Source organism: Streptomyces sp. NPDC002133, assembly GCF_040296405.1.
Classification (GTDB): domain Bacteria; phylum Actinomycetota; class Actinomycetes; order Streptomycetales; family Streptomycetaceae; genus Streptomyces.
Window position 1 is genome coordinate 363,079 of the sequence record NZ_JBEOXF010000003.1, and the last position, 23,192, is coordinate 386,270.

Annotated in this window: 13 protein-coding genes and 1 pseudogene; 9 read left to right on the forward strand and 5 right to left on the reverse strand. The window is 73.7% G+C overall.

Going from position 1 to position 23,192, the window contains the following annotated elements:
• Positions 1-263 precede the first annotated feature (263 nt).
• Genes ABT078_RS06325 through ABT078_RS06340 form a run of 4 tightly spaced genes read left to right on the forward strand, consistent with a single transcriptional unit; the run spans position 264 to position 7,451 of the window.
• Complete coding sequence (locus tag ABT078_RS06325; RefSeq protein WP_351224359.1) at positions 264-1,385, forward strand: glycosyltransferase family 4 protein; 1,122 nt, start codon at positions 264-266, stop codon at positions 1,383-1,385.
• Positions 1,382-2,545: a glycosyltransferase gene (locus ABT078_RS06330; protein WP_351224361.1), complete on the forward strand. Its 1,164-nt coding sequence runs from the start codon at positions 1,382-1,384 to the stop codon at positions 2,543-2,545. The genes ABT078_RS06325 and ABT078_RS06330 overlap by 4 nt, the downstream gene beginning before the upstream one ends.
• The gene (locus tag ABT078_RS06335) at positions 2,542-3,852 is read left to right on the forward strand and encodes an SGNH/GDSL hydrolase family protein (RefSeq protein WP_351224363.1); all 1,311 of its coding nucleotides are present in this window, start codon (positions 2,542-2,544) and stop codon (positions 3,850-3,852) included. The genes ABT078_RS06330 and ABT078_RS06335 overlap by 4 nt, the downstream gene beginning before the upstream one ends.
• Positions 3,849-7,451, forward strand: coding sequence for a hydantoinase B/oxoprolinase family protein (locus ABT078_RS06340; RefSeq protein ID WP_351224365.1), 3,603 nt, complete (start codon positions 3,849-3,851; stop codon positions 7,449-7,451). Before ABT078_RS06335 ends, ABT078_RS06340 begins: the two co-directional genes overlap by 4 nt.
• A 131-nt stretch (positions 7,452-7,582) precedes the next feature.
• Here ABT078_RS06340 and ABT078_RS06345 read toward each other — a convergent pair whose 3' ends face one another.
• The 4 genes and pseudogenes from ABT078_RS06345 to ABT078_RS06360 form a co-directional block, all read right to left on the reverse strand.
• Positions 7,583-8,479 (reverse strand): 5-oxoprolinase subunit C family protein, encoded by an 897-nt coding sequence (locus ABT078_RS06345; RefSeq protein WP_351224367.1) that lies wholly within the window; start codon positions 8,477-8,479, stop codon positions 7,583-7,585.
• Positions 8,476-9,192 carry a 5-oxoprolinase subunit PxpB gene (gene pxpB, locus ABT078_RS06350; protein WP_351224369.1) on the reverse strand — a complete coding sequence of 239 codons (717 nt, stop codon included), beginning with the start codon at positions 9,190-9,192 and terminating at the stop codon, positions 8,476-8,478. The genes ABT078_RS06345 and pxpB overlap by 4 nt, the downstream gene beginning before the upstream one ends.
• A complete protein-coding gene (locus ABT078_RS06355) occupies positions 9,189-9,953 on the reverse strand; it encodes a LamB/YcsF family protein (protein ID WP_351224370.1) in 765 nt (254 codons plus the stop codon). The genes pxpB and ABT078_RS06355 overlap by 4 nt, the downstream gene beginning before the upstream one ends.
• Positions 9,954-10,087: 134 nt before the next feature.
• Positions 10,088-10,624, reverse strand: a pseudogene (locus ABT078_RS06360) (MFS transporter); the annotation flags it as partial.
• Between the two features lie 271 nt (positions 10,625-10,895).
• Here ABT078_RS06360 and ABT078_RS06365 point away from each other — a divergent pair.
• From ABT078_RS06365 to ABT078_RS06380, 4 genes are all read left to right on the forward strand, one after another.
• The gene (locus ABT078_RS06365; protein WP_351224372.1) at positions 10,896-11,612 is read left to right on the forward strand and encodes a GntR family transcriptional regulator; all 717 of its coding nucleotides are present in this window, start codon (positions 10,896-10,898) and stop codon (positions 11,610-11,612) included.
• Positions 11,613-11,711: 99 nt separating this feature from the next.
• Positions 11,712-13,238 (forward strand): hypothetical protein, encoded by a 1,527-nt coding sequence (locus ABT078_RS06370; RefSeq protein ID WP_351224374.1) that lies wholly within the window; start codon positions 11,712-11,714, stop codon positions 13,236-13,238.
• Between the two features lie 301 nt (positions 13,239-13,539).
• Complete coding sequence (locus ABT078_RS06375; RefSeq protein WP_351224376.1) at positions 13,540-14,451, forward strand: hypothetical protein; 912 nt, start codon at positions 13,540-13,542, stop codon at positions 14,449-14,451.
• A gap of 39 nt (positions 14,452-14,490) precedes the next feature.
• Complete coding sequence (locus ABT078_RS06380) at positions 14,491-19,674, forward strand: hypothetical protein (protein ID WP_351224378.1); 5,184 nt, start codon at positions 14,491-14,493, stop codon at positions 19,672-19,674.
• A gap of 20 nt (positions 19,675-19,694) precedes the next feature.
• Here the strand turns inward: ABT078_RS06380 and ABT078_RS06385 are convergent, their stop codons facing one another.
• Complete coding sequence (locus ABT078_RS06385; protein WP_351224380.1) at positions 19,695-20,111, reverse strand: hypothetical protein; 417 nt, start codon at positions 20,109-20,111, stop codon at positions 19,695-19,697.
• 474 nt (positions 20,112-20,585) lie between these two features.
• Between ABT078_RS06385 and ABT078_RS06390 the strand changes: the two genes are divergently transcribed.
• Positions 20,586-23,192: sensor histidine kinase (locus ABT078_RS06390; RefSeq protein WP_351224382.1), on the forward strand; the 2,607-nt coding region annotated here is incomplete at its 3' end.

The following is a 23,192-nucleotide window of genomic DNA, read 5'->3' on the forward strand; positions in this document are numbered from 1 at the left end:
CGTTCCTCCATCGCCGGACGGGCTCTGCACGAGCCCTCCGCGGATGGGACGGGGCGACGACGAGGCGCGGGCGGAGGGCGCGGGCGCCGTGGCCAAAAACGCTGCCGGTCAGTGGCCGAAACGGGCACGGTAGGACATCGCGGGGCAGGTCCGGGCCTGAACAGCCGTTCAAGCGAGGGCGTGGGCCAAACGCTCATAGGACGTTCCCCGCACGGAAAGATCCACGTTGGCCGCACCACCCCCGGTGCGACGACAACACCCCTATGCGTGTCGTCATCGTCACCGAATCCTTTCCCCCAGACGTCAATGGTGTGGCGCACTGCGCCCTGCAGACCGCCCGGCACCTCGCCGACCGCGGTCATGATCCGCTCGTCATCGCCCCGGCCGTGGCCGGACACGGGAGCGACATCGAAGCGCCGTGCCCCGTGGTGCGGGTGCCGTCCCTGCCGCTGCCCGGCTATCCGCAGGTCCGCGTGGCGCTGCCCAGCCGACGGCTCGCCGCGGCACTCACCGCGCACCGGGCCGATGTCGTCCACCTCGCCAGCCCCTTCGTGCTCGGAGTGCGGGGGATGGGGGTGGCGGCGAGACTCGGGCTGCCCGCCGTCGCCGTCTACCAGACCGACCTCGCCGGCTACGCCCGTACGTACATGGGTGCCGGCGAATCCACGGCGTGGCGGCGCATCCGTACCGTGCACACCGCGGCCGACCGGACCCTGGCGCCGTCCAGCGCCGCCCTGCGCGACCTCGAGGAGCACGGCGTGCCCCGGGTGCGGCTCTGGCCGCGCGGCGTGGACACCGCGCGGTTCCGGCCCGAGCTCCGGGACGAGGCACTGCGGCGCGAACTCGCCCCGAACGGCGAGACGATAGTCGGCTACGTCGGCCGCCTCGCCCCCGAGAAGTGCGTCGAACTGCTCGCCGGTGCCTGCGGGCTGCCGGGAGTCAAGGTCGTGGTCGTCGGCGACGGGCCGAGCGAAGCGTCCCTGCGTGACGCGCTGCCCGGTGCCGTGTTCCTGGGCCGTCGCACCGGCGACGACCTCGCGCGGATCTTCGCCTCGTTCGACGTGTTCGCGCACACGGGTCCGTACGAGACCTTCTGCCAGACCGTGCAGGAGGCCATGGCCAGCGGCGTGCCGGTGATCGCCCCGGCGGCCGGCGGGCCGCTGGACCTTGTCGACCACGGCCGTACGGGACTTCTCGTCCCGCCCCGCGACACCGCGGCGGTCACGCAGGCGGTGGCGGCACTGGTCGCCGACCCCACGCGCCGGGAGGCGTACGGGCGCGCCGGGCGCGACACGGTCGAGGGCCGCACTTGGGCGGCGGTCGGAGACCAGCTCCTCGGGCACTATGCCGAGGTACTGCGGGAGCGGACGGCGGTAGCGGCATGAGGAGCACGAACGGGCTGCGCATCGTGCGCCTCGCGAACTTCGTGACACCCGCGTCGGGCGGGCTGCGGACCGCGCTGCGCGAGCTGGGCCGCGGCTATCTCGCGGCCGGACACGAGCCGGTCCTGGTCATGCCCGGTGACACGGAGACCGACACGATGACCCCCCAGGGGCGGGTCATCATCCTCCCCGGCCCGGTGCTTCCCGGCACCGGCGGCTACCGCGTACTCGCCGGCCGGTCCCGGCTCAGCCGGCTCCTGGACGAGCTCGAGCCCGACCGGCTGGAGGTGTCCGACCGGACCACGCTGCGGTGGACGGGGGAATGGGCGCGGCGTCGCAGGGTCCCCTCGGTGATGGTCTCCCACGAGACGGCGGACGGAGTGCTGCGTACGTGGGGCGTCCCGGGGGCGTTCGCCGAGCGCACCGCTGACCGGCTCAACCGGCGCAGCGCCTGGTCGTACTCGCGGATCGTGTGCACCACGGAGTGGGCCGAGCGGGAGTTCATCCGGATAGGCGCCGGCAACGTGGTCCGCGCGCCGCTGGGCGTGGAGCTGGAGCGGTGCCGTCCGGGACGGCGCAGCACGGTGCTGCGGGCCCGTTACGCCGAGGGCGCCGAGGTGCTGCTGCTGATGTGCTCCCGGCTCTCGGTGGAGAAGCGGCCCGGCATGGCGCTCGACGCCCTCGCCACGCTGCGTGCCCGCGGTGTGCGCGCGGCGCTGGTCGTCGCAGGTGAGGGCCCGCTGCGGAGCGGGCTGACCCGGCGTGCCCACGACGCGCGGCTGCCGGTCCACTTCCTGGGGCACGTCGCCGACCGCGAGGCCCTCGCGGATCTGCAGGCGGCGGCGGACATCTGCCTGGCGCCGGGGCCGGCCGAGACCTTCGGGCTGTCCGCCCTGGAGGCCCTGGCCAGCGGCACCCCGGTCGTCGCCAGCGCATCGTCCGCCCTCCCCGAGGTCATCGGCGACGCGGGCATCGCGGCCCGCGACACACCGGAGGCCTTCGCGGACGCGGTACGGGAACTCCTTTCGCGCCCCGAACATGCCCGCCGCGAGGCCGCCCGTGCCCGCGCGGAACTCTTCGGCTGGGACCGCGCGGTCGCCGCCTTCCTCTCCGCCCACGACGCGCCCACCCGCGTACCCGGCCACCCGGAGGTCGCAGCATGACCACGGACCTGAGCCCGCCGGTCCCTGTGCCCGGGACGGTCCCTGTGCCCGGGGCGGTGGCCGAACCGGTGGTCGGCCCCGCGCCCGAGGCCGCCTTGCCGCCCACCTCCCTGGACGACCTGGTGCGGACCGCGGCCCGTGGCCGGGCGGTCGCGCCGGTCGGCCCGGCGGGCTCCACCGGCCCGTCGAGCGCCGGCGCGGCCTCCGGTACGGCGGGTGCACCGACCGCGGCCGGGCTCACCGGGCCCGGAGCCCTGACCGAGGTCCCGGCCACCGCCCCCGCGGTGCCGACGCCCGGCCCGGTGCCGCTTACGGCCCTGCCCTCGCGGAGAGCCGAGGACTCGAGTCCCGGAGCGCACGGCGGCACGGCGGCCGGCCTCGCCGGGACCGAGACGGGGACCGGGACCGGGACCGAGACGGGGACCGGACGCGGACCCGCGCCCGCCACCGCACCCCGACGCTTCGCCGCCCTCGGTGACTCCCTCACCGAGGGCGTCGGTGACCGGGTCGACGGCACGTGGCGCGGCTGGGCCGCGCTGCTCGCGCAGGGCCTGGGCGAGCCCGAGAGGCCCGCGGAGTTCCGGAACTTCGCCGTGAGCGGGGCGCTCACGCGCGACGTGCACGAGACCCAGACGCCCGAAGTCCTCGCGTACGCACCCGAAGTCGCCTCCGTCGTCGTCGGCGTGAACGACACACTCCGGCACACCTTCGACATCCACGACCTCGCCTTCCGGCTCGACAAGGTCTGCGCCGCGCTCAGCGAACAGGGCACCACGATCCTCACGGCCTGTCTGCCCGACCCGGGTGCGATGCTCGCGCTGCCCGCACCGCTCGCCCGCCCCCTCGCCCGCCGGCAGCGGGCCGTCAACGCCGTCGTCCACGCGCTCTCCGAGCGCTACGGGGCCGTCCACCTGCACATCGCCGACGCGACCTGGGTCGAGGACCGCACCATGTGGAGCGCGGACCGGCTCCACCCCGGCGAGCGCGGACACCGCATGATCGCCCGTCGCTTCCACGAACTGCTCGCCGCTGAGGGCCTCGCCCTCGGAACGCCACCCGGCGCCGAACCCGAGCAGCCCGCGCCGAGCCGTGTCGCCAAGGCGCTGTGGCTGGCCACCGCCGGCACCGCCTGGGTGGCGCGCAGATGCACCGACCTCCTGCCCCAGCTGGTGGGTCTCGCCGCCGCCGAGGTACGCCACTGGTCCCGAGGCACCAGCGCACGCCTCGACCACCTCGCCGAAAACTCCCTCTCCGCCGCGCTCGCCTCACTGTCCCTCGACGCTCCCCTTGCCAGAATGGGGGAATGAGCGGGCGCTGGGAATTCTGGATCGACCGTGGCGGGACGTTCACCGACATCGTCGGGCGACGACCCGACGGACATCTCGTCACCCGCAAACTGCTCTCCCACAACCCCGAGCACTACCGCGACGCGGCCGTGGCCGGCATCAGACTGCTCCTCGGGCTCGGGCCCGAGGACACCGTGCCTGCGGACCGTATCGCCGTCGTCAAAATGGGCACGACCGTCGCCACCAACGCGCTCCTGGAGCGGCGCGGCGAGCCGACCGTCCTCGTCATCACCCAGGGCTTCCGGGACGCGCTGCGCATCGCGTACCAGAACCGCCCCCGCCTCTTCGACCGCCGCATCGTCCTCCCCGAGGCCGTGTACGACCGGGTCGTCGAAGTCCCCGAGCGCGTCGACGCCCACGGCGAGATCGTCCGGCCCCTCGCACTGGACACGGTCACCCGGCAGCTCGAAGCCGCCCGCCGCGACGGCTTCTCCGGCGTCGCCGTCGTCCTGATGCACGGCTACCGCCAACCCGCCCACGAGTCGGCCGTCGCCGCCGCAGCCCGCGACCTCGGCTTCACCCAGGTCAGCTGCTCCCACGAGGTCAGCCCGCTCATCAAGCTCGTACCGCGCGGGGACACCACCGTCGTGGACGCGTACCTCTCGCCGATCCTGCGGCGCTACGTCGACGAGGTGGCCGAGGAACTCCGCTCCATCCGTCTGATGTTCATGCAGTCCAACGGCGGTCTCCGGGAAGCCGCCCACTTCCGGGGCAAGGACGCCGTCCTGTCCGGTCCGGCCGGCGGAGTCGTCGGCATGGCCCGCACCTCCGAACAGGCGGGGTTCGACCGCGTCATCGGCTTCGACATGGGCGGCACGTCCACCGATGTGTCGCACTACGCGGGCGAGTTCGAGCGCGAGCTCGGCACACAGGTCGCCGGTGTACGGATGCGTGCGCCGATGATGAACATCCACACCGTCGCGGCCGGCGGCGGCTCGATCCTCCACTTCGACGGCCAGCGCTACCGCGTAGGACCCGACTCGGCAGGCGCCGTGCCCGGCCCCGCCTGCTACCGGCGCGGCGGCCCGCTCACCGTCACCGACGCCAATGTGATGCTCGGCCGCGTCCAGCCCGACCACTTTCCCGCCGTCTTCGGGCCCGACGGCGACCAGCCGCTCGACGCCGATGTCGTGAGGGAACGCTTCACGGAGCTCGCCGAGGAGATCCGGAAGGCCACCGGCACCGAACGCAGCCCCGAGGAAGTCGCCGCCGGCTTCCTGGAGATCGCCGTCCTCAACATGGCGAACGCCGTCAAGAAGATCTCCGTCCAGCGCGGCCACGACGTCACCCGCTACGCCCTGACCAGCTTCGGTGGCGCCGGCGGCCAGCACGCCTGCGCCGTGGCCGACGCCCTCGGTATCGACACCGTCGTCGCGCCGCCGCTCGCCGGGGTCCTCTCCGCCTACGGCATCGGGCTCGCCGACGCCACCGCCATGCGCGAGCAGTCGGTCGAGGCAGAGTTGAGCGACAGCACCCTGCACCGCGTTCAGGACGTGTGCGGCGAACTGGCCGAACGCACCCGCGCGGAGCTCCGCGCCGACGCCGTCCCCGACGACGCGATCACCACCCGGGCGCGCGTGCTCATCCGCTACGCCGGAACGGACACGGCACTGCCCGTGCCACTGGGCACGCTCGACGGGATGCGGCAGGAATTCGAGTCCGTGCACCGGGCGCGGTACGCGTTCACGATGGACAAGCCGCTGGTCGTGGAGGCGGTGTCGGTCGAGGCGGTGGGGGCGGCGGGACCGCACGGGTCGGTCGTCGTCGAGGAGGCGGCTGAGGGCGTCGGGGCCCGGGTGCGGGCGACCGTGCCCATGTTCGTGGACGGAGGCCGAACGGACACACCGCTCTACCGGCGGGAGGACCTGTCCCCGGGCGACTCCGTCGAAGGCCCGGCGATCGTCGCCGAGGCCGACGCGACGACCGTCGTCGACCCGGGCTGGCGGGCGGCCGTGGGAGAGGGCGGGCATCTGCTGCTCACACGCGTACGGCCACGGCCCGGGCGTGCCGCCGCCGGTACGGACGTCGACCCCGTCCTGCTCGAGGTCTTCAACAACCTCTTCATGGCCATCGCCGAGCAGATGGGCGTACGCCTCGAGAACACCGCCCACTCCGTCAACATCAAGGAGCGGCTCGACTTCTCCTGTGCCCTCTTCGACGCCGAGGGCAATCTCATCGCCAACGCACCTCACATCCCCGTGCATCTGGGCTCGATGGGGGAGTCCATCAAGGAGGTGCTGCGGCGCAACGCCGGCGATCTGCGGCCGGGCGATGTGTACGCCATCAACGACCCGTACCACGGCGGTACGCATCTGCCCGATGTGACCGTCGTGACACCCGTCTTCGACGCGGACGGGACCGAACTGCGGTTCCTGGTGGCCTCGCGCGGCCATCACGCCGAGATCGGCGGTATCACCCCCGGCTCCATGCCCGCCTTCAGCCGGACGATCCACGAGGAAGGCGTCCTCTTCGACAACTGGCTGCTCGTCCGGGACGGCCGGCTGCGCGAGGCCGAGACGAGGGACCTCCTCACGGGCGCTCCCCACCCGTCCCGGGATCCCGACACCAATCTCGCCGACCTGCGCGCTCAGATCGCCGCCAATGAGAAGGGCATCAGCGAACTGGCCCGCATGGTGGACGAGTTCGGTCTCGACGTCGTCCAGGCCTATATGCGCCACGTACGGAACAACGCCGAGGAGTCCGTACGCCGCATCCTCGCCGACCTGAGCGACGGCTCGTACCGCTACGAGACCGACGGTGGCGCGAGCATCGAGGTCGCGCTCAGCGTGGACAGGGAGGCCAGGAGCGCGGTTCTCGACTTCACCGGTACGTCCCCGCAGCAGCCCGGCAACTTCAACGCCCCCAAGTCGGTGGTGATGGCAGCCGTCCTGTACGTCTTCCGGACGCTCGTCGCCGACGACATCCCCCTGAACAGCGGCTGCCTGGAACCGCTGGAGGTGCGCGTACCCGAGGGGTCGATGCTCGCGCCGACGTACCCGGCCGCGACCGTGGCCGGCAATGTGGAGACCTCGCAGGCCGTCACCGGCGCGCTCTATGCGGCGCTCGGCGTCCAGGCCGAGGGCTCCGGCACGATGAACAACGTCACCTTCGGCAACGACCGGGTGCAGTACTACGAGACCGTGGCGAGCGGCTCAGGCGCGGGCGACGGCTTCGACGGGGCCGATGCCGTACAGACCCATATGACCAACTCGCGGCTGACCGACCCCGAGGTGCTGGAGTGGCGCTACCCGGTGCGGGTGGACGCCTTTTCGGTACGCGACGGCAGCGGGGGTGCGGGCACCTGGCGCGGTGGGAACGGCGTGGTGCGGCGGATCCGCTTCCTGGAGCCGATGACCGTGGCCCTGCTCACCGGCCACCGTCGCGTGCGCCCGTACGGGATGGCCGGCGGCGAGCCGGGCGCACTGGGCGCGAACGCCGTGGAGCGGGCGGACGGCACCGTCGAGGACCTCCGGGGTGTCGACTCGGTGGAGGTCCGGTCCGGTGACGTCCTGGTCGTACGGACCCCGGGCGGCGGCGGCTACGGGCAGCCGGAGGCCTGACCGGCCCGGGGACAGTGCGCAGTTCCAGTCCGTCCGGGGAGCCGGAGGCCTGCCCCGGACAGCGCCCGGGTCCGCCCCGGACGGCGTTCGAGACGGACGCCCGAGGCGCCGTGACGTGGCCGGCGCGCTGCTCAGCCGCGCCGGGCGCTTGCCGCACCGGGCCCGCCCACCGGCACGAACCGCACCGGCGTCCCCGGCACCGCCTGCGCCGCCGCCGCGAGATCCGCCTCCCGGACGACCGCGACCACCGGATATCCGCCCGTCGTCGGGTGATCGGCGAGGAACACCACGGGCAGTCCGTCCGGCGGGACCTGCACCGCGCCCAGGACCGTCCCCTCGCTGGGCAGCTCTGCCAGGACGGCCCGCTCCAGGGGTGTGCCGTCGGTGCGCAGACCGATGCGGTTGCTCGCCGCCGACACCCGGTGGTCACCGCTGACGAACGTCCGCAGCGCCGACTCCGTGAACCAGTCGTCGCGCGGCCCGAACCGCACCCGCAGGACCAGCTCCGACGGCGGGCCCGGCCAGGGCGGCGGGATGTCCACCCGCCCGGGCGGCCCGGCGGGCACACCCAGCGGCACGACCGTGCCGTCGACCAGCGGCGCAGGCCCCAGCCCGGAGAGCAGATCCGTCGAGCGGCTGCCGAGCACCGGCTCGGCCGCCACACCCCCCGCGAACGCCACATAGCTCCGGACACCGCGCACCGCCGCGCCCACCTCCAGCAGCGCCCCCGCCGCGACCCGCACCGGTGCCCCCCAGGCCATCGCACGGCCGTCGACGCGCACCGCACACGGCGCCCCACCAACGGCCACGGTCACCGCACAGCGCGGCCGCACCGCGCACCCGGTGAACGTGGTCTCCAGCACCGCCGCCCGCTCCGGATTGCCGACGAGCCGGTTGACCAGCCGCAACGCACCCGGGTCCAGTGCTCCGGATCGCGGCACCCCGAGGTGCGCGTGCCCTGGCCGGCCCAGGTCCTGGACGCTGGTCAGCGCGCCGGCCCGTACGACCGCGAGGGCCCGGTCGGTCATCCACGCTCTCCCGCATCGGGCGTGGAGGCCTCGGGCACGAACGCATCGGGCGTGGAGGCCTCGGGCACGAACGCATCGGGCGTGGAGGCCTCGGGCACGAACGCAACGGGCACGAAGCGCACCCGGGCACCCGGGGACAGCAGGGCGGCGGGATCGCGCGCCGGATCCCACAGGATCACGTCCGTCGTCCCGATGAGCTGCCAGCCGCCGGGGGAGGAGCGGGGGTACACGCCCGTGTACGGCCCCGCCAGCCCGACCGAGCCCGCCGGCACGGACGTCCGGGGCGTGGCCCTGCGCGGGACCGCGAACTGCTGGCCGAGCCCGGTCAGATACCCGAAACCGGGTGCGAACCCGCAGAAGGCGACGCGGAATTCGGCCCCCGAGTGGATCCCCGCGATCTCGTCCACCCCGACTCCCCAGAGCGCCGCGACCTCCGTCAGATCGGGACCGTCGTACCGCACGGGTATCTCGATCACCCTTCCCGTGTCCGCTGCGCGTGGCGGTATGTCCCAGCAGGGCAGCTCGGCGGCCAGCCGCCCCGGCTCCTCCATCCCGTCGAGCAGGACCGTGCGGGCGGCGGGCACGATCTCCCGGACCTGGGTCAGCGAACCTGCGGCGCGGCGCCGCAGCAGCTCGGCGTGGAGCGACTCCACCTGCTCGCCGCTGTCCAGCTCCACGAGGAGTGCCCGTTCACCGACGGGCAGAAGCCTCATACGAAAGCCTCCACACGGACCCCGGACGCCTCCAACTGCGCCCGGACCCTGCGCGCCAGACCGACCGCTCCCGGGGTGTCGCCGTGCAGACAGAGCGAGCGGGCACGGACGCCGACCGCCTGGCCGCAGAGCGAGGTGACGACCCCGAACCTGGCCATCGACACCGACCGTTCCACCACTGTCCCGGGGTCCGTGACGACGGCACCCTCCTGCCCCCGTGGCACGAGGGTGCCGTCCACCGTGTAGGCCCGGTCCACGAACGCCTCGGTGACGACCGGGAGTCCGGCCTTCTCCGCCATCGTGTGCAGCCGGGAACCGGGCAGCCCCAGCACCGGCAGCCGCTCGCCGGTGAGCATGACGCCCTCGACGACGGCCTCCGCCTGCTCCTCGTCGCGGACGACGCGGTTGTAGAGCGCCCCGTGCGGCTTGACGTACGAGACGCGCGTACCCGCTGCCCGTGCGAACACCTCCAGCGCACCTATCTGGTAGGCGACCTCGGCGGCCAGCTCGTCGGCCGGGACGTCCATGGAGCGACGGCCGAAGCCGGCCAGATCGCGGTACGAGACCTGGGCACCGATCCGCACCTTGCGCTCGGCCGCCATGTCGCAGACCCGCCGCATGGTCGCCGCGTCCCCGGCGTGGAAGCCACAGGCCACATTGGCGCTGGTGACGACGGACAGCAGTTGCTCGTCGTCGGTCAGCCGCCAGCGGCCGAAGCCCTCGCCGAGATCGGCGTTCAGGTCGATCGAAGCCCAGGTCATGGTGGATGGTCCTTTCACAGGGGCGACCGGGTCACACAAGCTCGCGGCCACGCGTCTCCGGCAGCCCGAGCAGCGCCACAAGGGCGAGGCCGTAGCCGACGGCGCCGAAGACCAGCGCGCCGCCGACGCCCCAGCACCAGCTTGTAGACGACGACGGCGAGTGCCCAGCCCGCGGCCCACGCGCTCTGGATCGCGCCGAGAGTGCGGCCGCGGTGCCTGGCCGTTGCGTACTCGGCGACCAGGATCGCGCCGACCGCCCACTCCCCGCCGAAGCCGAGGCCCTGGAGAGCGCGGAAGACCAGCAGGGTCTCGTAGTTGGGCGCGAAGCCGCACAGGACGGTGAACAGCGCGTATGTGATCACCGTGATCAGCAGCGCCCGGACGCGGCCGATGCGGTCCGCGAGTATGCCGGCGAGCGCGCCGCCGACGGCCGAGACGACGAGGGTGACCGTCGTCAGGAGTCCGGTCTGACCGCTGTCGAGACTGAAGAACGCGGCGATCGCCACCATGCTGAGCGGCAGCGTGAAGAAGTCGTAGGAGTCCAGGGCGTATCCACCGAACGCGCCGGCGAAGGCGCGGCGGCCGCGCGGGCCGAGGGCGCGAAGAAAGGCGAACGCGGGGGTGTCCTCGGGCAGTTCGCCCTGCTTCGACGGTGTCTGGGTCGTGCTCATCTGCACCTCGCAGGAGGGGAGGGGTGCTGCTGAGACAGGCGGAAGGCATGCCGCGGTCATGCGGAACGTGATGCGGAAGGTCGTGGAGAAGGCGTGCGGCAGTCGTGCGCCGGTCACGCGGCACGCGTGCCGTGCTGTGACGCCGACCACACGTAGAGTAGAGGATCGTTGAACGATCCGACAAGAGTCATGTTGTCTCGTTCCTGCTTCTACGATTGAATCCGGACGGCGCCGGTGGGGCGGCGGCCATGGAGACCGAATAGAGGGCGCTGTGGGGACGACGGGCTCCGAGCTGGGCCAACTGGCGGACGACCGCCTGCTGCTGGGCCGCACGAGCACGGCCGAACGGGTCGCGGACATCCTGCGGACCCGGATCGCCGAGGGTTTCTTCCCGCCGGGCGCCCGGCTCTCGGAGGACAGCATCGGCAATGCGCTGGGGGTCTCGCGCAACACGCTGCGCGAGGCGTTCCGCCTGCTCACCCACGAGCGGCTGCTGGTCCATCAGCTCAACCGCGGCGTGTTCGTCCGGGTCCTGACCGTCGAGGACGTCGAGGACATCTACCGCACCCGCCGGCTGGTCGAATGCGCTGTCGTCAGCGGCCTCGGCAAGCCGCCGTTCGCGCTCGAGGGACTCCGCGACGCCGTCATCGGCGGAGAGCAGGCGGCGCGCGAGGAGAACTGGAAGGGTGTCTCCACCGCCAACATCCATTTCCACCGGGAACTCGTCGCGCTCGCACACAGCGTCCGCACCGACGAGCTGATGCGCGGCGTCCTCGCCGAACTCCGCCTCGCCTTCCACGTCGTGGACGATCCCCGCAGACTCCACGAGCCCTATCTCGTGCGAAACCGGGAGATTCTGGAAGCGCTCAAGGCGGGAGAGCGGGACAGGGCGGCGGGGCTGCTCGCCGAGTACCTGGACGACTCGCGCAACGGCCTCGTGCAGGTGTACGCGGCGCTCGTGCGGGACGGGGACGCGGCGGAACGCTGAGACAGGGCGCAGCCGCGGTGTGCGGTCGGTGCCGCGGCGGGACGCGGGGTTTCTGCGCCGTTTCGACCGTTGTCAGTGCGAGGACCTAGTCTGTGCACCGTGACTTCGCCTGCCTCGACGGAATCCGTTCCGCCCCAGCTCAGCGCGGGGCCGCGCCCCGCTCAGGGTCCGGCCGCCGACGAAGGGCTGGCGCGGCGGCTCCGTGCGCTCGCGTGCACCGCGCCGCTGCACGATCTCGACACCCGCAAGGCGAATCTGGCCGGGGAGTACTCGATCTACGCGATGGCCGAAGTCGCCCTCGCCGCCATCGATCTCGTCACGCTCAACATGGACTTCGACACCGGAGCCGACCACGAGCAGATAGTGGCGAGGCTGCTCCCGCGCATCGCGGCGCAGGCCCCGCGACGACCGGTCGCGGAGCATGAGCGCGTCGCCCGCTGGGTGCTCGAGAACCTGATCAACGTGGGCAGCGTCGACCGCGGCTTCCGTGCGGTTTACGGCACTTTCGGGCCCGACGGGGTGTATGTCCGGCGGGACTACGACTTCAAGCTCATCGAGGAAGTGCCGGGTTACGGCGGCAGCGTCTATCTCCGTACGACGGACGAAGCGGTCAACGTCCTCGTCGGCGCCCTCGACACGGACGTCACCAGCGCACAGATCGCGGCCGAGGTGAAGCTGGAGGTCCTGATCAGCCGCGGCCGGCTCGCCGATGCCCAGCTCGCCGCCGAGCAGGCCCGCTATCGGACCGTGCAGTACGCGGAGACACTCCGCAGGACCCTCGAAGCCACCCGGCGCAACGTCCGCGCCGTCGACTGGCTCGACGCCGTGCCCGACATGATCGCCGAGGCGCTCGACCACGTCGCCGACCGCTACCGCCACGAGAACGCGATCCTGACGAACATCCGCAAGGCGCGCGACGAGGCCGAGGACCCCGAGCACAAGCGGCGGGCCGCCGAGCTCGTCGACATAGTCAAGGACTGCATCCGCCGCCACACGCAGCTCCAGTCGCGCCTCCTGGAAGCGGGCCCCCTCTTCCGCGCCGAGCAGGACCGGCAGGCCTTCGCCGCGCCCGCCCCCCGCTCCGGGATCGACCTGTACGGGCACCTCGTAGCCCCCCTGCTGCCGCTTCCCGTCGGGCAGGCCATCCGGGTCACGGACGCCTTCTTCGCACGCGGCACCGGACTGCGCGCCCCCGCGGCCGTGCGCGTCGGCGACCTCGTCGACATGCTGCTGACCCCGCCGGTCGAGCGCGAGCACCTGGGCGCCGAAATGCCCGAGCCCGACCTGATCGCCACCCCCGACGACAGCCGCTTCAGCGAGGAGCAGCTCGCGAGCGCGAGCGAGCTGCTCGACCTCGAGCACGACGCGCCCCGCCGTCTTTCGGGCCTGCTGGCCGAGGCCCGCCGCCGCGACCCGGACCTCCCCTATCTGGTCGCCCTCCTCGCCGTCCACGCGGCGAGCCCCCCGGTCGGCACGGCCTACCGGCAGGGCGAACAGCGCCTGCTCTTCGCCGTCGACGACGGCACCGAGCTGGACGACCCCGAATTCGGCGGCGCGGACCTGATCGTCGGCACGGCCCTGCTGGACGCGGCGGGCATGGCGGCGGACCGGACGGAGGCGGCGTGAGCGCGCGCCCGGTCCCCGGCGACGCCGGCGACCGCAGTGTGCCGACGCTCCCCCACACATGGCGGTTCCCACTCGCCGCCGTGGCCACCGGGCGGCCCAGAGCGTGGTCGGCTGCCCGAGGGACGGTCCCACGGAGCCCATCCGGCCGACGGTCGAAGCCGGCCTGCGGCACCCTGCCGGCACAGCCCTCCGTCCCCGCGACCGCGACCGCAGGCACGCGACCCCGCCGCGTCACGGTGCCCACCCACGCACCCGTACCCGTACTCGTACCCGCAGAGAACCACCGCAAGGAGCCGCAGCCGTGAGCGACCAGCACGCAGAGCACGCCGGGGCGTGGAGCGAGCCGGGCGCGCCGCAGGGGCCGCCGGCCGGGCCGATGTCCGCGTCCGCCGGTGTCACGCCCGCGGACGCCGCCGACGCCGCACGGCTCGTCTCCTTCGGGCTGCAGCCCAAGCTGCTCCCCGCGAGGGACGCCGAGTACGCCGACCTGCTCCGGCGGTACCGGGAGGAGCCCGTCTTCGCGCGGCTCGCCGACGCCGTGGCCACCGGACTCGGACTCGTCGTCCTCGAAGTCTCCCCGCGCGCGGGCATGGCCGTGACCGCCGGCGAGGACTCGGTCTTCGCCGTACGCATGGGCGACTACGCGCGCCGCGCCTCCGCCGACTCCGCCGACCGGTTCCTGCACGGCCTCGCTCATCTCGCCGTCGCCGCCATGGCGTTCCCGCGCCCCGAGGACCTCGCCGACGACGGCTACATCGGCCGGATCACGGTCAACGGAGTCGACGCCTTCGTACGCCAGGCCTGCCGCCGCCTGGAGGAGCGCGCCGAGGAACAGGGCGAGAACACCGACCCTGCCTCGGACGCCCCCGGACTCGAGGCCGCCTGGCGGATCTATGCGCGCCGCAGCGCCACGGGCGCGACGAAGGACGCCCGAAGGCTCGCCGGCTCCACCACCGGCATCGTCGGCAAGGCCGTCGCCTTCCTCACCGACTCCGGGTTCCTGCAGCGCACAGGCGACGACGCCGGAGGCGCCTATCGCACCACCGCCCGCTACCAGCTGCAGGTCCGCGACATGGCGGGCAGTGCCGCCATGGCCGAGCTCCTGGAGCTCGGCGTCGTCCCCGTCACCGACGGCACCGCCACGCTCGTGCCCGCGCCCGACGCCGACGACCTGGAGCTGGCCGCCGACGCCGGCCTTCCCTTCCACGCCTGACCTGCTGAATCCCGCCGAGAACGACGAGAGTCCGCCGCCATGTACGAGCTGTCCCGGGTCCGCCTCTACTCCATCGGGCCTGCCGGTGCGCGCTACGCCGACACCGTGCTGGACCTGCGCGGAGTCGGCGAGCCCGTGCCCCACCCGGCCCCCATGCAGGCCGAGTTCTTCGAGGAGGAGCCGGTCGGTCCGCCGCGCCGCCCCGCTCCCGCGGGCGTGCTCTTCCTGGAGAACGGCGGCGGCAAGTCCGTCCTGCTCAAGCTGATCTTCTCGGTGATGCTGCCCGGTCACCGCAACACGCTGGGCGGCGCCAGCTCCGGTGTCCTGCGCAAGTTCCTCCTCGCCGACGACTGCGGCCACGTCGCGCTGGAGTGGCAGCACACCCTCACCGGTGAGCTCGTCGTCGTCGGAAAGGTCAGCGAGTGGCGCGGCCGGCAGGTCTCCAGCGACCCCCGGAAGTTCGCCGAGGCCTGGTACTCCTTCCGGCCGGGGCCGGGCCTGAGCCTCGACTCGCTGCCGGTCGCCGAGTCCACCGTCGTACGCCCGCCCGTCGAGGGCGCGTCCGGTGCGCAGGGCCGCCGCCGCACCATGAAGGGTTTCCGGGACGCGATCACCGAGGCGGGCAAGGCGTACCCGCATCTCGAGGTGTACTGGGAGGAGATCCACGACCGCTGGAACGAGCACCTCGGCGACCTGGGACTCGACCCCGAACTCTTCCGCTACCAGCGCGAGATGAACGCCGACGAGGGTGAGGCCGCGGGCCTCTTCGCCGTCAAGAAGGACTCCGACTTCACCGATCTGCTCCTGCGCGCCGTCACCGACACCCGGGACACGGACGGTCTCGCCGACCTCGTCGGCGGCTTCGGCAACAAGCTGGGCCGCCGCGCCGAGCTCACCGCGGAGCGGGACTTCACCGCGGGCTCCGTGGACCTGCTCGGCCGCATCGTGGAAGCGGCCGAGGCACGGGCGCGGGCGCGCGACATCCACGCGGGCGCCGAGCGCCGCACGCGCACGCTCGCCCGCAGGCTGTCCGCCCGCGGGGGCGAGGAGCGTCGCCGCACCGCGGATCTCGCGCAACAGGTGACCGCCGCGGCCCACACCGTGACCGAGGCCGAACAGGCCCGCAGCCGCAGCTCGCGCATCGCAGCCGAACTCGCCTACCGGCACGCATCGCTGGCGCTCACCGTCGCCGAGAAGGGCGCGGCGGCGCAGCGCCGCGAGCTGAGCGACGCGCGCACCCTGCACGCCGCATGGCAGGCCGCCGAGGCGGTGCTCCGGCACCGTGCGGCCGCCGACCGTGCGGCGCGCGTCGCCGCCGCCATCCGGGAGGCCGAGCGGGACGCCGCGCCCGCGCTCGCGGCCCGCGCGAAGGCAGCGGCCGACCTGGTGCGGGCGCTGCACTCCGCCGCCGAGGGCGGCGAGCGCGTCGCCAACGAGGAGGAGGAGCGCTCCGCCGCGCTCCAGGAGGCCGGCGAATCCGCCCACCGCGACGCCACCGCCGCCGCGACCGAGGCCCAGCGCGCGCGGAGCGAGGCCGGACATCTGCGTCAGCGCCTCGCGGAGGTCGAACAGGAGACCGCGGAGGCCGTCCGTGCGGGCTGGCTCGACGACACCGCGCCCGACGCCGACCCGGCGCGCGCCGCGCTTGCGGCGAGCGACGCGGAGAAGACCGCGGTCGCCGCCTGGGACACAGCCCGCGACGCGGCCCGCACGGCCGCGGACCGCGCCCGCGAGTCGGCTGCCACGGAGACCCGTGCCGAACTGTCCGCGGCCCGCGCCGCGGACGCCGCCCGGGCCGCGGACCACGCCTACGAGGCGGAGCGCCGGGCCGCAGCCTCCATCGCCGAGTCGGATCGGCTCGCGGAACTGCTGAGCCTTCCCTCGGTTCCGGCTCCCGGCGCGCCGGCCGTCCCGGGGCCGCGCCGCGGCACCGCGTCCCCGGCGACCTCCGCCCGGCGCGGTGCCGCACACGTCTCGGTACCGGGCCCCGCGACCGCCGGCGACACGGCCCCGACGGACGTTGCCGGCTCCGCCCGGTCCGAGGACTCTCCGGCTGGTACGGGTCCCTTCCGCCCGGGCGAGGCGGGTGGTTCGGGTACGGCAGGTGCGGGCGGTGCCGCCTCGGCCGCGGACGCTGCTGCCGGTTCTGCCGGCGTGTCCCCGGGTGACTTTGCCGGCGCTTCGGGCGCGGTGACCACGGATGCCGCGGGCTCTGCCGGGCCTGAGGGTTCTCCTGCCGGTACGGGAGCGTCCGGCCCGGGCGCGGCGGGTGGTCCCGCCGAAGCGCCGGACCCGGCGGCTGCAGGCGTCCCCGCTTCGGCTGCGGACGGCGCCCCCGGCGCCGCTGCAGCCCCGCAGACCCCCGCCGCTGACGCCATCCCCGCCGGGCATGCGACCCCCGGCGCCCAGCCTGCCCGCGCCGTCGACGGCCCCCTCACCGCCGAGGAACTCGACCGGTACGCCGACGAGTTGCGCGAGCTGCTCGAAACGGGCGTTGCCGCGGCCGAGCGGCAGCTCTTCGAGCTGAGGACGGCCGCTGCCGACGACGCCCGCATCCTCGGCGCGCTCGGTGACGGCGGGCTGCTGCCGCCGGGGCCCGATGTGCTCGCGACCGTCGAGTACCTGGGTGAGCACGGCATCCCCGCACTTCCCGGCTGGCGCTATCTCGCCCAGGCCGTCGATCCCGCCGATCACGCGGCCGTCCTCGCCGCGCGGCCGGAGCTGGTGGACGGCGTCGTCATCACCGACCCCGCCTCCTACGCCCGCGCCCGCGAGGTGCTGGCCGGGGCCGCGCTGCTGCCGCGTTCCACGGTCGCCGTCGGCACGGCCGCCGCGCTGCTCGCGCCCGTGCCGGGGCCGGGTACCGGGAGCGCCGAGGACGTGTTCCTCGTGCCACCGAACCCGGCGATGCACGACGAACACGCCGCGGACGAGGAGCGGCAGACGCTGCGCGCCCGGGCGGCGGCCCGCGACGAGGCGATCAGGGTCCTCGCGGCCCGGCTCGCGGGCGACCGCGCCCTCGCCGCCCGCATCACCTCCTGGCGCGCCGACTGCCCGCAGGGCACGCTCGCCGAGCTCGCTCAGGCCGCGCGCGCCGCCAAGGAGGCGGCCGAGGCGGCCGAGGTGGCACTCGCCGAGGCCCGTGCCGTACGGGCCGAGGCGGACGAGGCTGCGGCCGACACCGCACGCGTGCGCGACGAGCGGCAGGACGCAGCGCAGCGCGCCCGCCGCGCTGCCGACGCGCTCGCGGGGCTCGCGTTCCGCCTTCGGGAGCGCGCCGGGTGGCAGGCGAAACTGCGTGAACTCGCCGACGACACGGCCGAGTCCGAGGCCCGGGCGGCGACCTGCCTGGAGCGGGCGCGGGCCGCGGACGAGGACCGCCGGGCCGCCCAGCGCGCCGCCGACGACGCCCGCCGCACCGCCCGCGCGCTCCGCGCCGAGCGGGCCGAGATCGCCGGCGCCCCGGAGCAGCTGCCGGAGCCCGACCGCGAGGCACCCGAGGCGCCACGCGCCTCGCTCCCGGCCCTGCGCGAGGCATACCGGACCGCGTCCCAGCTGTACGAGAAGGTCGGCGTCGGCGCCGACCTGCGCGCCGAACAGGCCCGCGCCGAGAGCGACGAGAGTGCCGCGCTGGGTGAGCTGGACCGGCTCACCAACAAGGTCCGCACCCGGGCGGCCCAGCTGCTGGAAGGCACCGACGGCGCCGACGGCCCGTCCCGCCAGGCCGCCGCCGCCCGAGCCGAGTCACTGGTGCAGCTGCTGGAGTCCCGCGCCTCCGAGGCGAGCGAGAAGCTCGGCCGGCTCCGGGGCGAGGCCGAGCGGCTCGCGCCCGTCGACGGCGACGCCCACACCGAGCTCCCCGAGGAGCTGGTCCCCGCCGACGCCGAGCACGCCCAGACCCTGCTGCGGACGGCCACGACCGAACTCGCCGCCCGCACCGGGGCCTTGGACACCGCCCGTGCCACCCACGCCGAGCTGCTCCGCGCCCACCGTGCCACCGAGGACGCGGCAGGCGGCTTCGACGAGACCGCGGCGATGCTGCGGGATCTGCTCAGGGACCATGCGGAGGAGGAGCTGGAGGTCCCGGAGCCGTATCCGGGCAGCCTGGAGGAGGCCCGGCACTCGGCGGCCGAGGCCCGCCGCTCACTGCGGGGCTGCGCGTCCGACCTGTCCACGGCCGAAGCCGCAGTCCGCGAGGCGAGCGACGTGCTCGTACGCCACGCCAACTCCACCCGCTACGAGGCGGTCCGCACTCCCGCCCGTCAGCAGATCCGCGAACTTCCCGCGGCCGCCCTTCCCGAGCACGCCGCGAAGTGGGCCGAGGCGTTCGCACCCAGGTTGCGCGTCCTCACCGACGAACTCGCCCAGCTGGAGCGCAACCGCGACTCCATCGTGGACCGGCTCCGCGGACTGGTGGAGTCCGCACTCACCACGCTGCGCTCGGCACAGCGGCTCTCCCGGCTGCCCGCGGGCCTGGGGGAGTGGTCGGGCCAGGAGTTCCTGCGCATCCGCTTCGAGGAACCGGACCAGGCGAGCCTCACCGAGCGGCTCGGCGAGGTCATCGACGAGGCCACCCGCGCCGCCGTCAGGAAGAACTCCGATCTGCGCAGGGACGGTATGTCCCTGCTGCTGCGGGGCGTGCAGGCGGCACTCCAGCCCAAGGGCGTCGCCGTCGAGATCCTCAAGCCGGACGCGGTGCTGCGCGCCGAGCGCGTCCCGGTCGGGCAGATGGGCGACGTCTTCTCCGGCGGCCAGCTCCTCACCGCCGCGATCGCCCTGTACTGCACCATGGCGGCCCTGCGCAGCAACGACCGCGGCCGCGACAAGCACCGCCACGCCGGCACGCTGTTCCTGGACAACCCCATCGGGCGGGCCAACGCCACGTATCTGCTGGAGCTGCAGCGCGCCGTCTCGGACGCGCTCGGCGTCCAGCTGCTCTACACCACGGGGCTGTTCGACACGACCGCCCTCGCCGAGTTCCCGCTGGTCATCAGGCTGCGCAACGACGCGGACCTGCGGGCGGGCCTGAAGTACATCAGCGTCGAGGAGCATCTGCGCCCCGGGCTGCCGCAGCAGCGCACCGACGGCGAGACCGTGCACGGGGAGATCACGGCAACGCGCATGTTCAGGCGGGGCCCCGACCAGCCGACGCCACAGGAGCACTCCTCGGACCAGCCGACGTCTCCGGAGCACGTCCCCGACCCGTCGGCGGCGACTCCATAGGCCCGGAGGGGCACGGGACTTCAGGCCTCCGACAGCCTGCCACCCGTGCCCCGCCTCCGTATGCGCGCGGCTTCCCGCGCCGCCGCCCGGGCCGTGCGCCGGGCCCGCCGCCGCTCGCGTCGCAGCTGCCTCGCCGTACTGCTCGGCACCGAGACGACGCCGTGCCGCTGGTTCCACACCTGCCGGGTCACCCAGACGTCCAGCACCGCCCACGTCGCCACGACCGTGCTGCCGACGCTGCTCAGCACCATCGGGAACGCCAGCCACGAGCCCGTCAGGCTGAACAGGAACGCCGTCATCGCCTGAATGAGCGTCACCGCCGTCACGATCACCGCGCGCACGGCCGCCGTGCGCACCGGATCGGGCATCGGCCGCCGAATCGCGGGCTCCTCCACCCAGAGCCGCCCCGGCACACCCGTCTCATCCGCCGTACCCATGGTCCGCGCTCACTCCCCACCGCTGCCCGACTGTTGGGTGGCTGCCCGGATTCGGCCCGTTTACGCCGACGCCCGCGCCGAATGCGCCGCGCCCTGGGGGCTCTCGAAGGACCTTGAAGGCCCCCGAAGGCCCCTGGAGCCCCGCAACCCCCGGCAGTTCCTGCACCCCAACTCCCCTTCCCCGTACGGAAAGACGAACGACACCCACCGAAGATTCCCGCGGAAGAAAGAATTCCAGCCATCCGTGCAGGAACGGAAGGTTGTCCTCTGCCAGGTGTCCTGGGCCACACCCCGGTGGTCCAACTCCGCGAATACCAGGACAACTCCTGATCAACACAACTTCGCGCGGCCGAAAAACGTCCGGACACGCCTTCGAGTTGTCACCGTGTCAGTAGTAGGCTCGCGCCGTTTGTTGACGGAGAACACAAGCGGAATCACCGCCTGCCGACCGCGGGCACTGATCAGGGGGAGGCCATGCGCTTTCGCGGGAAGTCCATCCGCAGGAAGATCGTGGCGTTGATGCTCGTGCCGCTGGTGTCCCTCACCGCGCTGTGGGGTTTCGCGACCGCGATCACCGGCCAGGACGCCAAGCAGCTCCTGGACGTCGGATACATCATCGACCGCGTCGGCTACCCCCTGGAGGACACGGTCCGTGTCATCCAGAAGGAACGCCGCCAGACCATGGTCTATCTCGCGGACCCGCGCGCGTCCGACGCCCTCACGACACTGCGACGCCACCGCGACGCCACCGACGCCGCCGTGGCCGAAATCCGCAGTAACGCCAAGGACTCCGGTGTACGGGACTCCATACGCCCGGACGTCTCCGAGCGGCTCGACTCGCTCCTCGACGCCCTCGACGGAATCGACTCGCTGCGCCGCAACGTCGAGCAGAGCGCCATCACCCGCGCCCAGGCCCTCGAGTTCTACAACCGGCTCGTCGACCCCTGCTACGGCTTCCTCACCTCCCTCCACGCCCTGGAGGACGTGGAACTCGAGAAGCAGGGCCGCGCCCTCGTCGGTGTCGCACGAGCCCGTGAACTGCTCTCCCGCGAGGACGCGCTCGTGACGTCCACACTGATCACGCGCAGGATCACCGCCGAGGAGATCCGCGCGGTCTCCGACCTCGCCGCCAACCGCAAGCTCCTCTACGAGACCAGCCTCGAGGCCCTGCCCTCCTTCGAGCGCGACAGCCTGGAGAAGTTCTGGCGCAGCCCGGACACCCAGCCCCTGCGCGAGGCCGAGGAGAAACTGATCACCGAGGGCCCCGGGAAGAACCCGCGAGCGGTCGACGCCGCGCGCTGGGAGGAACTGGCCGCACCGGTCCTGGACGACCTCGCCGGCCGGAGCACCGAGGCAGGCAACCGCTACCAGGACCGCGTCGAGCCCGCCGCGTACAACGTCCTCGTCAGGGCCGGAGTCGCCGGCGTCCTCGGCTTCCTGGCCCTGCTGGGCTCGCTCGTGGTCTCCGTGCGCATCGGCCGTGACGTGGCCCGCTCGCTGTCCCGGCTGCGCAAGGAGGCCCACGAGGTCTCGGGCGTCCGCCTGCCCAGCGTCATGCGCAGACTCGCCGCCGGCGAGACCGTCGACGTCGAGACCGAGGCACCGCACCTCGAATACGAGAAGGACGAGATCGGCCAGGTCGGCCAGGCCCTCAACACCCTCCAGCGCGCGGCGGTCGAGGCCGCCGTCAGACAGGCCGACGTGCGCCGCGGAGTCTCCGAGGTCTTCGTCAACCTCGCGCGCCGCAATCAGGTGCTGCTCCATCGCCAGCTCACGCTCCTCGACACGATGGAGCGGCGCACGGAGGACACCGACGAGCTCGCGGACCTGTTCCGGCTCGACCACCTCACGACCCGCATGCGGCGGCACGCCGAGGGCCTGGTGATCCTCTCCGGCGCCGCCCCGTCCCGCCAGTGGCGCAAGCCGATCCAGTTGATGGACGTCGTACGGGCCGCGGTCGCCGAGGTCGAGGACTACGAGCGCGTCGAGGTCCGTCGGCTGCCCCGCATCGGCGTGGGCGGACCCGCCGTCGCCGACCTCACCCACCTCATCGCGGAGCTGCTGGAGAACGCCACCGTCTTCTCGCCCCCGCACACCGCCGTCCAGGTCCATGGCGAGCGGGTGGCCAACGGCTTCACCCTGGAGATTCACGACCGGGGCCTCGGCATGGCGCCCGAGGCACTCCTCGACGCGAACCTCCGGCTCGCCGAGACCCCCGAGTTCGAGCTCTCCGACACCGACCGGCTCGGCCTGTTCGTCGTCAGCCGGCTCGCCCAGCGGCAGAACGTCCGGGTCTCGTTGCAGCCGTCTCCGTACGGAGGGACCACCGCGGTCGTCTTCATCCCGGCCACGCTGCTCACCGACGCCCCCGAGACGGAGGGCGCCGGCTTCCGGCTCGACCGCAAGAACGGCCGAGGGGACCGGGACAGGGACCGCGACCGGCGCCGCTCCGATGGCGGCAGGCTGGCCGCGGTGTCCCAGGTGCCCGCGGGACTCGGCGGTCCCACCCTGCTCGACGGACCCGTCGAGCTGGAGCCCCCGGTCGGCACACCGGGCTTCGACGACCGTCCGGCCATCGGTGCCATCGACACGATCGAGTCCCTCGGCCTGATCGACACCACCGCCGACATCGAGGACACCGAGAGCGAGCGCGGCGGAGTGTTCCGCGCCCGAGACTTCCTGCGCGCGCCCGCCGACGAACAGCACCAGCAGGCATCGGACCAGGCGCCCGAGCACCCGCGCGACACCCGGCGCCCCGTGGGGCCCATCCCGCTGCCGCGGCGCAAGCCGCCGACGCTGGTCAGCGACCGCGGCCGCCGGGTGGAGGGGCCGGGGGGCCGCTCCCACCCCTCGTCGGGACGGACCACGGAGGCGAAAACGGACACGGCATCCGCCCGGGCGCGGTCCACGGACCGGACTCCGGGCCTGCGCCCCGCACCGCCCACGGACCGCCGCCCGGGCCTTGCCCCCGGCACCGGCACGGACGCGGGCACGGGAACGGGAACGGCTTCGGCTCCGAGCACGGCCCCGGACGCCGCAAGCTCCGCCCCGCCCGCGCCCGGCGGCCTGCCCCGCCGCGTG